At 38.0% G+C, this 11,888-nt stretch carries 12 protein-coding genes; 9 read left to right on the top strand and 3 right to left on the bottom strand.

The window, feature by feature from the left end; genetic code table 11:
• The first annotated feature begins 104 nt into the window (after positions 1-104).
• Positions 105-554 (top strand): cytidine deaminase, encoded by a 450-nt coding sequence (locus AC0UA9_RS01750; RefSeq protein ID WP_475656120.1) that lies wholly within the window; start codon positions 105-107, stop codon positions 552-554.
• A gap of 80 nt (positions 555-634) precedes the next feature.
• Positions 635-1,942, top strand: coding sequence for a thymidine phosphorylase (gene deoA / locus AC0UA9_RS01745; RefSeq protein ID WP_475656117.1), 1,308 nt, complete (start codon positions 635-637; stop codon positions 1,940-1,942).
• A gap of 2 nt (positions 1,943-1,944) precedes the next feature.
• Here the strand turns inward: deoA and AC0UA9_RS01740 are convergent, their stop codons facing one another.
• Positions 1,945-3,030, bottom strand: coding sequence for a M14 family metallopeptidase (locus AC0UA9_RS01740; protein ID WP_475656115.1), 1,086 nt, complete (start codon positions 3,028-3,030; stop codon positions 1,945-1,947).
• A gap of 240 nt (positions 3,031-3,270) precedes the next feature.
• Between AC0UA9_RS01740 and AC0UA9_RS01735 the strand changes: the two genes are divergently transcribed.
• From AC0UA9_RS01735 to AC0UA9_RS01720, 4 genes are all read left to right on the top strand, one after another.
• Complete coding sequence (locus AC0UA9_RS01735; RefSeq protein ID WP_475656112.1) at positions 3,271-3,621, top strand: HIT domain-containing protein; 351 nt, start codon at positions 3,271-3,273, stop codon at positions 3,619-3,621.
• A 135-nt stretch (positions 3,622-3,756) separates the two neighbouring features.
• Positions 3,757-4,821 carry a sensor histidine kinase gene (locus AC0UA9_RS01730; RefSeq protein ID WP_475656109.1) on the top strand — a complete coding sequence of 355 codons (1,065 nt, stop codon included), beginning with the start codon at positions 3,757-3,759 and terminating at the stop codon, positions 4,819-4,821.
• Between the two features lie 51 nt (positions 4,822-4,872).
• A complete protein-coding gene (locus AC0UA9_RS01725) occupies positions 4,873-5,760 on the top strand; it encodes a LytR/AlgR family response regulator transcription factor (RefSeq protein ID WP_475656107.1) in 888 nt (295 codons plus the stop codon).
• A gap of 144 nt (positions 5,761-5,904) precedes the next feature.
• A complete protein-coding gene (locus tag AC0UA9_RS01720; protein WP_475656104.1) occupies positions 5,905-6,174 on the top strand; it encodes an acylphosphatase in 270 nt (89 codons plus the stop codon).
• Positions 6,175-6,238: 64 nt separating this feature from the next.
• On the opposite strand, the gene AC0UA9_RS01715 is transcribed toward AC0UA9_RS01720, so the two are convergent.
• Entirely contained in the window at positions 6,239-7,084 is an 846-nt protein-coding gene (locus AC0UA9_RS01715; protein WP_475656101.1) for a LysR family transcriptional regulator, read from the bottom strand.
• 352 nt (positions 7,085-7,436) lie between these two features.
• Here AC0UA9_RS01715 and AC0UA9_RS01710 point away from each other — a divergent pair, with 352 nt between their 5' ends.
• The 3 genes from AC0UA9_RS01710 to AC0UA9_RS01700 all read left to right on the top strand — a co-directional run bounded on the left by AC0UA9_RS01710 (position 7,437) and on the right by AC0UA9_RS01700 (position 10,865).
• Positions 7,437-8,390, top strand: a complete 954-nt coding sequence (locus AC0UA9_RS01710) for an HPP family protein (protein ID WP_475656098.1) — start codon at positions 7,437-7,439, stop codon at positions 8,388-8,390.
• A 402-nt stretch (positions 8,391-8,792) separates the two neighbouring features.
• A complete protein-coding gene (locus AC0UA9_RS01705) occupies positions 8,793-10,181 on the top strand; it encodes a Na+/H+ antiporter NhaC family protein (RefSeq protein WP_475656096.1) in 1,389 nt (462 codons plus the stop codon).
• Positions 10,182-10,292: 111 nt separating this feature from the next.
• Positions 10,293-10,865: a hypothetical protein gene (locus AC0UA9_RS01700; RefSeq protein ID WP_475656094.1), complete on the top strand. Its 573-nt coding sequence runs from the start codon at positions 10,293-10,295 to the stop codon at positions 10,863-10,865.
• A 23-nt stretch (positions 10,866-10,888) separates the two neighbouring features.
• On the opposite strand, the gene AC0UA9_RS01695 is transcribed toward AC0UA9_RS01700, so the two are convergent.
• Positions 10,889-11,845, bottom strand: a complete 957-nt coding sequence (locus AC0UA9_RS01695; RefSeq protein WP_475656091.1) for a histone deacetylase family protein — start codon at positions 11,843-11,845, stop codon at positions 10,889-10,891.
• Between the last annotated feature and the right edge of the window lie 43 nt (positions 11,846-11,888).

Genomic DNA, 11,888 nt, shown 5'->3' with positions numbered 1-11,888 from the left:
TTAATTGTCATGATAAATACTATTACAGTTAAATGTTTGACCATGTGGTCAGTTTGTTTGTAAGCTTAGGTTTATAAATAAAGTTATCAAGTTAAGTGAGTGAAATGAAACAAAACATGGTTAAGCCAAACACTTGGTTAACACTAACAGAAAAAGCGAAGCAGGCGTATCAAAAAGCCTATGCTCCATACAGCCACTTTAAGGTAGGAGCTGCTGCCATAACAACGAACAATGACATTGTCCAAGGATGTAATGTTGAAAATGCTTCTTATGGTTTAACCGTTTGCGCTGAGCGTAATTGCATTGCCCAAGGGGTCATTAATAACGCAAGTGGCGGTAACGTTGAATTTAGTGGCATTGTTATTTACACAGAACAAGAAACGCTAACACCGCCATGTGGTGCTTGTCGGCAAGTGATCAGTGAGTTTTTTTCAAAAGATGCGCAGGTTATAGCAGTTAATCACCTTAACCAACACAAAAGATGGACAGTAGGCGCCTTACTCCCTGATGCTTTTACGCCAGAAAATTTACATAACAGAGAGTCTTTTAACTGACCAAGTCGTTAGGCACAATAGTAGTAAACAATAAACAAATAAAATTATTAAAAAAATAATGATTACAGGAGTTTACATTCATGTTATTACCCCAAGAAATTATTGCAAAAAAGCGCGACGCTAACGTACTTTCCTTAAATGAAATTAATATTTTTGTTGAAGGCTTAGTCTCAAATAATTTTAATGATGCGCAAGTTGGTGCGATGGCAATGGCTATTTATCAACAAGGATTAAACGCGCAAGAAACGGTGCAGTTAACAAAAGCGATGGTAAACTCAGGTCAAACCTTATCGTGGCAACATGTAAATGGCCCTGTTATTGATAAACACTCAACAGGCGGCGTTGGCGATAAAGTTAGCTTTATGCTAGCGGCTATAATTGCCGCTTGTGGTGGTTATGTTCCTATGATTTCAGGCAGAGGCTTGGGGCATACCGGCGGGACTGCCGATAAACTTGAAAGTATTTTAGGGTATAATGTTAAGCCCAATTTACAAGACTTTAAACGTATTGTTACTGATATTGGTGTGGCAATTATTGCGCAAACCCCTGAATTAGCACCAGCAGATAGACGTTTGTATGCAATTCGCGACGTCACAGCGACAGTGCCTTCCATTGAACTGATTACCGCGTCTATTTTGTCGAAAAAACTTGCTGCTGGGCTTGATGTATTAGTGATGGATATCAAAATGGGCAATGGCGCCCAAATGCAAAGCCTAAGCCAAGCTAAAGCTTTAGCTGATAGTATTAGCTCAATTGCCAATAAAGCTGGGGTTAATACCCAGGCTATTATTACTGATATGAATCAAGTACTTGGTAGCACTGCTGGTAACGCGTTAGAAATATACGAAACGGTAAAATACTTAACAGGCAAGCAACGCGAACCAAGGCTTCATCAAGTGGTTGTTAGCTTGGCTACAGCAATGTTACTCAATAGTAAAATTGTCCGAGATGAGGCTGATGCACAAATAAAAATAGAGACAGCCTTAACGTCAGGAAAAGCCGCAGAAGTTTTTGCTAAAATGATCAGTGCACTAGGGGGTCCAAGTGATTTGCTAGAGCAACCTTGGCGCTCAATGAATAAAGCAGCGCATATCATTGAAATATTGTCACCTTGTAATGGTTATATTCAAGCCATGCAAACTGATGCTATAGGTTATTCTGTCGTGGCTTTAGGCGGAGGGCGCATTAGCAATGATCAAAAGATAGATCACAGCGTCGGCTTTGATCGTATTTTGCCTATTGGCACACGTGTGAACCGCACAGATGTGGTTGCCAGAGTTCACGCCAATTCACTCGCCAGTGCAGAGCTAGCAGTACAGCAATACCTAAATGCCGTCACTTTCACTGACGAACCTGTAACTGAGCCACAAGTGATTTACGATGACTAAGACTAGGTAGGCGCCGTAATAGGGATATTGACTAAATAAAACAAGCAGTCATTTAAGGCTGCTTGTTTATTGGTAGTCGCTTTAAATATACGTAAATTTTGGCGGCATACAAGCTGATTTTCTCTCATATAAAAGTAGTCATGCACAACATCAATGCCTTTTTTGTTCAGTAATTGAAGGTTATCAATGCCGTTGCCGTCAATCCAACCGATCATTTCATCTTGTTTAGCCCCACCAAAGTTTAAATATTCAATGGTAGTTTTTAATGTAACACCGCTATAGCCTTCGTCATGCTGTGCATAGGAAAGGTTAACACCGGCTTTGGTTTGTAGACGTAACGGTCGGTAAATAACCTCAACATTATTTTCTTGGTGTATGTAACTGATTGTTTTGCAGGAAGCAATACGAGAGATACCAGCAAAAGCCACTTCATGGGCTTGCTCATCTTTGCTGCCACCACATTCAATGGTAACAAAGGGGCAGGGGAAGTCTTGCTCCATTAATGAGCCTAAATGTAAATCAGACAGGATTAATGTTTGGCAAAAAAATGAAGCTAATGACAAGGTTTCAGTCGTCACTTTAGCGCTAATTGCAAATGCTGGGTTGGGGCTTGCCGCATTATGAAGATCGATCACCATTTCAGGGTTCACTTCACGAATAGCATTTTCAATCAGTTTAGCTCTTTGGTAACAGCCTTGATAATTGCTTTTACCTTGGTTGTTGTTAAAGTTGTTTAATGCGGGTGCTTGACCAAAACAACGGTTTATATCTTTACTGCCCTCAAGAAATCGTCTTGAGAAAAAAGGGCTTTTGGCCGCGGCTTCTACTGAGCAAATAATAAAACGTAAATTGGTTTGGGGTAGCTCATTTTCGCTTCGTGTTGTTAACCAACGATGTAAAGCAATTAAGCCAGAGGGCTCATCGCCTTGCAGTAATGTATTGATAACTCGATATTTTTTTGTATATGCTCCGGTAATATCAATAACAGTAGGGCCTATCATTGAAAGCAGAAATTGCTCATAATCAGCATTAAGTTCTTTATGTGTTGGATTATGTAGATAGTTGAGCTCGTTAAAATCTGTTTCCATTGGATTACCTACGTGTTGTATTATTGGATAATTAAAAACCGCAAGCTTATAATGTCATATATCTATTCAGGCTCGTGTTGATTAAGGTCAATAAAAGTGGTTGATCAGTCGTGATTTTTAAAGAGAGCCTATGAGTATCTTTAGCTTTTAAAATTGACTTATTGACCGATAATTGTTGTAAAGTACAACAAACCTTAGCAATGCACTTACTAAAACAAACTACCTACAACAGAGACTTTTATGACAACTGAAACTATTTTTTCTAAAATTATAAGACAAGAAATCCCTACACCACTACTTTATCAAGATGATTTAGTCAGTGCTTTTAGAGATATTGCCCCTCGGGCCAATACGCATATTTTAATTGTACCTAATAAACTCATTCCCACCACGAATGATGTGACCGAAGCCGACGAACTCGCTATGGGCCGCATGTTTTCAGTCGCTAAAAAATTAGCCAAACAAGAAGGTATCGACCAAAACGGTTATCGTTTAATTGTTAATTGTAATAATGACGGCGGTCAAGAAGTGTTTCATATTCATATGCACTTACTCGGTGGTCAGCAACTAGGGCCAATGCTTGCTATCTAGTTTTAGCAAAGCTTATTAAAGGAGAAATAAAAACGACAAACCGCTATAAACATAAGACTAAAGACAGTGCAGTTTTTTTGTCGTTAACGCATAATTAAGCCCTTTAGACAATCATTGCGGCTGCTAGGGTTATATGTGAACTGGAAAGCATTACTAGAAAATAGAAATCGCTTATTTTGGCTTGTACATTCTGCAGGTTGGTTTGGCTTTGCTTTAGTGCATTACTTAGGGTCTTTATTGCATGATCTACGTGATATCTTTGTCGTTATTATTTTTTTAAATGCTTATGCTGGTTGGTTATTCACCGTGCCGCTTCGCTATTTATATCGCCGAGTTTGGAATTTCACCCCGGTTAAAATTGCCTTGGTTGTTATATTTTCGTCTTATCTCACAGGTGTTCTGTGGCAGGTTGTAAAAAACCTTAATTATTGGGAAATATATAAACACGGCTATAAACCTGATTTTTTACTTATGTATACTCAATCAAGTGTTTGGTCGTTTTATATTATTCTTAGCTGGAGTGTTTTATATTTTGGTACTAAGTACTATCAAATGTTGCAAGTTGAAAAGCAAAACGTACTCAAAGCTAATTCAGTGGCGCAAGAAGCACAGTTAAAAATGCTTCGCTACCAACTTAACCCACATTTTTTGTTCAATACACTTAATGCCATATCTACTTTAATTTTGCTAAAAGAGAATACAATTGCAAATGGTATGGTGACTAAGCTCAGTGAATTTTTGCGCTACTCACTCGACAAAGACCCAATGAAAAAAGTAAAATTACGCAGTGAAATACAAGCATTAGAGTTGTACTTGGCCATAGAGAAAGTGCGCTTTGAAGACAGGCTCCAGGTTAATTTTTATATTAGTGGTGATTGCGAAAATGCACTGGTACCAAGTATGATCCTACAACCAATTGCTGAAAATGCAATTAAACATGGCATAGCAACGCAAGAACAAGGTGGCAGTATCACACTTACTGTTAATAAATTTGCAAATGACTTACTCATTGAATTAGCAGACGATGGGCCAGGTGCAGAAATAATTAATGGTAATTTATACAGAAAAAATGGTGTTGGTTTAGTCAATACTCAAGAGCGGCTGCATGCTTTATATGCTAATGACTACTCACTGGTTGTTAATAATAATACACCCTCTGGTGTTAAAGTAAGTATGCGTATGCCCTTTGAATTATCTTAATCTACAATTGAGTTTACATAGTGGGATACCAGAGATTATCAAGGTTAGGTTATGATTTTTCGTACTATTATTGTTGACGACGAACCACTTGCTCGCAAAGGTTTGTCTATTCGTTTACAGCATTTTAGCGACATTATGATTGTTAAGCAGTGTTGTAATGGTCGGGAAGCGATTGAAGCAATACAGACCCATGAGGTTGACCTAATGTTGCTTGATATTCAAATGCCGGGCTTAAATGGCTTTCAAGTTATTGAAGAAATCACAAAGCAAGGCCTGAAAATGCCGATGGTAGTATTTGCTACTGCGTTTGATCACTATGCGATTAAAGCGTTTGAAGTACATGCCCTTGATTACCTATTGAAACCTGCTGATGAAGAACGTCTAGCACAAACAATTGATAAAGTTAGGCAACATTTTAAACTCAACACAGATGCAGAGCATAAATCTAAACTCATTCATCTAGTGAGTGATGTCACAGGGAATAATTACCAGCAAATTTTAACAGAACTTACCAACAACCAACCGGTTAGTGTATCGAGGTATTCAGATATATTAGCGATTAAAGATGTGGGTGAAGTCACCCGTGTACCCGTTAATGATATTATTTGGATAGACGCAGCAGGCGACTATATGTGTGTTCATACGGTTAACTACATGCAAGGTACTCAACAAAACTCCCTAACAAACACACAAAGTAACACACAAGAAGTCACTGCTGCCAACACTCATATTTTACGAAAAACGATGAAAGAACTTGAAGCGCACCTTGATCCCAAAATCTTTATTAGAAATCATCGCTCTACTATTGTTAATAAAAATTATATTGAAAAATTTTGTAGTCAATCCAGTGGAGAGTGTTTACTGGTATTAAAAAATGGGAAAACTTTAAAAGTAAGTAGAAGCTATAAAGACAAAGTGAAGCAAGCCATTAGTTGCTAGTTTTTATTATTTGAATATTCTTATTGTTATATCTTTGAATTTTTTTTCCCATTTACCTTTTTAGTTAAGAAAAACGTCTATACTCTATATTATATAAGCTGTTTACTATTGCTTTAAATAGTATAACTAAAGTGAGAATCAATAATGAATGTCAGTTATATTGTTCATGTGTCGGGGAAAGTACAAGGTGTTTTTTTTCGTGTATCAAGCCAGCAAAAAGCCATTGAATACGGCTTAAGTGGTTATGCTAAAAACTTAGCTGACGGTGATGTAGAGTTAGTACTCTCTGGTGCAGCTGATCATGTTCAACAAATGTTAGCTTGGCTACAACAGGGGCCTGAGCAAGCAGAAGTGACCAAAATACAACATAAACAGATAGACTGGCAAGATCACCGCTTTTTTTCCATCGGTTAATATCAAGCAACCAACGTTTAACACTCAGTCGCTAGCTTAAATTCACAGCGTCAAGCATTTTCTGTTATACAGCCCACAAATTGTTATTTTTCACACTGTGTTTTAAACAAGCAATAATATTAGGTAATACCTTTTTACTATTATTTTCACGGTAGAGTACAAAAATAGGATAAGAAAACTCTGGCGAGCTAAGTACTCTTTCAAGTTTACCTGATTGTAAATGCGGCTCTACAACGCGGGTTCTAAAATAACCATTACCACCTTTATTTACAAGATATTTTAATGCCATTGGGCCTAAATTAAAACTGAGTGTTGCTTGGCGTGACAAAGGTAATATTGAATCCAATTGGTTTTTAAAGTCGTCGCCCCAATCAATGAGCAGGTAAGGGGTAGAAGTAATGGTTGAGCGAACATGAACCAGTTTTTCTTCCACTATTTGCTCAACAACTAAACCAGAAAAGTAGTGAGGAAGATGCACAACAATAGCATCTAATTTATTGTTTTTTAACTGCTCCACAAGTTCCGCAGTGTGGTTTATCGCACTGTGAACATTCAACTTGGGCAAGGTTGTTGTGATTTGCTCTAGCCACTCAGTCATTATCGGATTCCATAGGCTAATATCGGCACCAATCTGAATTGATTCCGTAGAGTTGGCAGGGAGCTTTAATTGGTCTTGCGCTTGTTGCCATACTTGAACCAGTGTTAGCGCGTGTGTTGCAAAGACTTCACCTTCCCGGGTTAATTGCGCACCTGACCTATTACGAATAAATAATTTACAGCCGAGCTTTCGCTCTAATGTTTTTACACGTGTTGTTACCGCGGTTTGGGTAATGTTTAATCTGCGGGCAGCTTCGACAAAAGTGCCGGTACTCATGATTTCTAAGAATGTTTTTGCGAGTATAATATCCATGTGTAATATCTTTAGGTAAAACTTAGCTAACACATTATATTAATAAATTAATATGAAAATAATTGAAGTTAAGTATTGTCATTATTCATTATAGTTAAGTTTATACTTTTATTATACTAAGCGCGAATTTTCTCTAAGAGGCGTTTTGAATGTATAAATTAGGTGTTACTAGTATGGCATTAACCTTTGTCATCATACTTGTTGCTGTTTATGTTTTATTTGTAGCGGAGATAAGTTTACCACTGGCGTGGACAATGTTTTGGCATTTCACGTTGATCTTAACCGGCTTAGCTTTCAAAGTTTCTTATGTGCTAGTATTAGCTTCCAATCGTGACAGTGTATGAATGATAACATGAAAAAAAACACCCTAATTAATATGATTAAAATGTTAGGCATTGAGTCTTCTAATACCTCATTTTATGAAAAGCTTATTTCTAGTGTTGGTAGTGTAGTGGGGATATACTTTAGTTATTTTATCACTAGCTCTGCCTTAGGCACGGAACAAAGTCATATTTTATTTGCTTCTTTAGGAGCGACATCAGTACTGATTTTTGTAACACCACACAGTGCATTATCACAGCCTTGGAACGTAGCAGGAGGGCATTTCTTTTCTGCACTAATCGGTTATATCGCTTTAACTATTGCACCTGATGTTACAACGGCAAGCGCCTTAGCCGTAGGGGGGGCTATTTTAGTAATGTACGCAACACGCAGTATTCACCCACCTGGGGGGGCGACCGCATTATTTGTTGTCTTAGCCGGTTACAGCACACAAAGTTTTAATGTTGCCCTGATATTTGAAACACTATTTTTTAATATTGCGGTTATTTTACTGGTTGGCTTAGCTTTTAATAATTTGTTTCATTGGCGTCGTTATCCTTCCTTTTTTTACTTACGCCATGTGAATTCGCCAAAAAACTCGAGTAACTTAAGTCATGAAGACTTTAGTGCTGCTTTAATTCATCTTGACTCCTACATTGACGTAAGTGCTGAAGAGCTTGCCTTAATTTTTGATTTAGCCTTAGAAAATGCTAATCACTGCATGAAAAAAAATAAAATACCATTAAAGCAGAACTGTTTTTATAGTAATGCTGCTTTAGGAAAGCACTGGAGTGTTCGTCAAGTACTTGACGTGCAGAAGAAAAAAGTAAATTATCAAACAGTGGTTGGTGATGATGTTTCAGTACCAACAAGCTGCAGCCTAAAAGAATTTCAGCGATGGGCCAAGTTAGAAGTAACTTCAGAAAACAAAACTTGGATAAAAAAAGATACTTTATTTAATAATAATAATTGTAGTTCTGCATAAAGCACGAAAATAAGCAGTATAATTCACACTAAGCCTCCTAAAAGAGCGTTAGCCTGTAATGCAATGTGGTGAGCGTTATTGTAGGTTAATCGCCCTATGATAAAGGGGGTTTCTAACACCAGCCGCCCCCATCATAGTGAAGCGGTTTGCTGGATATCGGTTCGTTTTTGTTATGCTGCCTACACCGTCCTGCACTGGCATAGTGCTAGTTGTTCACACTATTTTATGTTATTTCAGCTATTTCTTGGTTACAATTACCAACTATTTTTATGGGTGTCTTGTTTACATTGTTTACAATCCTAATTCGCATGATACTAGTGCTCGCTACGTTACAAGCACTAGTATCATGATTGTAAATACTTGCCAATTAAAACATTATCCTACCAATGTTAAAGGTTTCTTATGGAATGGTTGTCAGTTACTCCGCCGCTTGTAGCAATAATTATAGTGTTATGGCGAAAAGAGGTGATTCTTGCTTTATTGATGGCTATATTTAGCGCTGAGTTACTGCTTGCTCTGCAACATCATTCGAACATTGTTTTTTATGCATTTCAGGGGTCTATTGAAAGAACAATCGCGGTTGCGACTGCTGCGGGTAATACACGAATACTCGTTTTTAGTTTATTAATTGGTGCCTTGTTAGCTTATGTAAAAAATTCAGGTGGCGTAACAGCTATGGTGAATAAACTGGTCAGTAAAGGTATAGCGAAAAGTAGGCGACAAGTAGGCACAGTCACTCTCTTTACTGGTGTGGTAATTTTTATAGAGTCTAACTTAAGTATGCTAACTGCAGGTATTTTATCGCGTGATTTATTTGATAAATTTAAGATGAGCCGTGCTCGGCTTGCTTACATTATTGATAGCACATCTGCACCTGTTTGTATTTTAATTCTGTTAAATGGTTGGGGCGCTTATGTGCTGGGCCTACTTAATAATTATCAATTTGATCAATCCTCTATGTCGATTTTATGGGGGACTATTCCCTTTAATTTTTATGCCATTATTGCATTACTACTGGTTTTTTATACTGTTGTTACTGATAAAGTTTATGGGCCATTGAAACAGTCTGAACTTTTATTGGACAAACAAAATGATAACAACGAGTTAAAAGAGGCGCTAGTCAAACCCACTAAAGCACGCTTTATGGTTGTGCCTTTAATAAGCTTGATTTCAACTATGTTCTTTTTTATGTATTGGACCGGTGAAGGGGATATAACGCAAGGTAGTGGCGGTAAGTCTGTATTGTATGCAACTTGTTTAGCTGTGGCGGTTGCTTACTTTTTATTATTATTTTATCAACGTTTTTCTCATAAAGAATTAGTTGACGTTGGTTTTTCAGGGATTGCTGAACTATTGCCTTTAGTTACTATCGTGTTGTTTTCATTAACACTTGGAGCCAGTCTTAAAGCATTAGGTACTGGGGTTTTTATTGCAGGTTTTGTTGGTGATAACTTACCTTTAGTATTGATAGTGCCCTTGCTGTTTATTGTTGGTGGTATTATCTCATTTAGTACGGGCACTTCATGGGGAACCTTTGCCATATTAATTCCTATTGGCGTACCACTTATTCAAACCTTAGGTTTGCCTCCTTCGTTAGTTATTGCAGCTATTTTAGGTGGTGGGGTGTTTGGTGATCATTGCTCGCCTATATCAGACAGTACATGTGTTTCGGCAATTGCTTCGGGGTGCGATCTATTAGAACATGTTAAAACACAGTTGCCATACTCACTGTTTGGTGGCGCTTTAGCACTTATAGCTTACTTTATAGCCAGTTATATTATGGTGCGTTAGTAATGCTCAAATGGTCGGCTAATTGGAGTATGGCGAGGCTAATTATTAGGTCGAGTAATTTAATATGCCTTCAGTTGAATTTAGATTAAATAATATCAATAAGGTGAGTTTATGAAGTCAATAATATCAACTATCGCTGCTATCAGCTTTTGTGCTTTTATTGCCTTTAAATTCTTTTTTGTGAGTATTTTTTCGTTATTTGGTTATGCCGCTGTGCCCGTTGACAATTTAGCGAGCTTAACGCATTCAAAAAAAATAGTGCAAAAAATGAAAAGCAGGCATAAAACTAAACAGGCCAATGTTTCTAAGCGCTTTATTAAACGCTCAGGCAAAAAGGTGGCCGTAACGGCGGTGTCAGCCGCCACTATTGGCACCGTCGCTGTGATTGGTACCTTAACGTATTTAGAAATCAGTCAGTACTGTGATGACCAGCGCATACTAAATGATGACGCTAATGTTTTATTTGATACAGCTAATGTCTTTGATATGCAAGCTTGTTTAGCACAAGGTAAACAAGACTCAGCGAACTTTGCTAATGAAGCATGGCATAGCATAAAAGACAGCGGTAATGACATGCTAGATACTTTGGAAAAGTCTAGTGATGAATTGCTCGCACCAAGTAGAAACGCAACCATTGCATTATTTGAATCTATCGATAAGTGGTACCAGCAAGTGTTTAACTAGCCTGTAATTCATGAACACTGGGCTTAATTACCAATTAAACCGTTAATATGTGCAACAACACTTCGCCCTAGCGCACTTAAACAATAACCGCCTTCTAAGACAGACACTATGCGGCCCTGTGCATAGTGTTGCGCAATGTTTCTAAGCTCATCTGTGACCCAGCGGTAATCGTTTTCGGTTAAACTAACCTGCGACATGTCGTCTTCAATATGCGCATCAAAACCAGCTGAAATAAAGATCATTTCAGGTTTGAATTTACGTAGCGCTGGTAACCAATGGCTTGAAATGGCTTGACGAAAGTCATCACCTTTAGTAGTCGCAGCAAGTGGTGTGTTTATTACCGGTGGTGTATCACTTTCTTTAATGTCAAAAGGATAAAAAGGGTATTGGTAACTAGAGCAAAATAAATACCCTTTATGAGCACTCTTATCAACACTAGGAAAATAATTTCTAACAATATCTTCAGTCCCATTACCGTGATGTACATCAAAGTCGACAATCGCAACCCGTTTGAGTTTGTACTTTTGTCTGGCATAGGCAGCCGCAATAGCAATATTATTAAAAAAACAAAACCCCATTCCTTTGTTATGCTCAGCATGGTGTCCGGGAGGGCGGGTGGCACAAAAAGCACTGGTCAGTGTTTTGTTCATAACTAAGTCAACGCCGTCAATAGCAGCGCCTGCAGATAACAAAATAGAATTCAACGTTTTTGAATTCATGGCTGAGTCCTCGCCAACAGTAAACTTTTCATTGTCAGCGGTGGGGGCGTTATCAAAAATATAATCAATATATTCTTGCGGGTGTGCTAGCGTCAGTAGTGATTTATCAATTGGGTTTGCGTCAAATTGGCGTACAACGTAATCAAGGCCACTGCGAATGAGTTGATCAGAGATGGCGGTTAAGCGTTTACCATTTTCAGGGTGGTGTTCACCCATATCGTGTTCGCCACAACGATAGTGGCTAATTATTCCAACAGTCATAATATTCTCATTAATTTTTAGTACTGGTTCTTAGCGATTACTT

It is taken from the genome of Colwellia sp. F1 (genome assembly GCF_056238625.1).
This window is presented reverse-complemented; position numbering and strand designations above follow the sequence as displayed.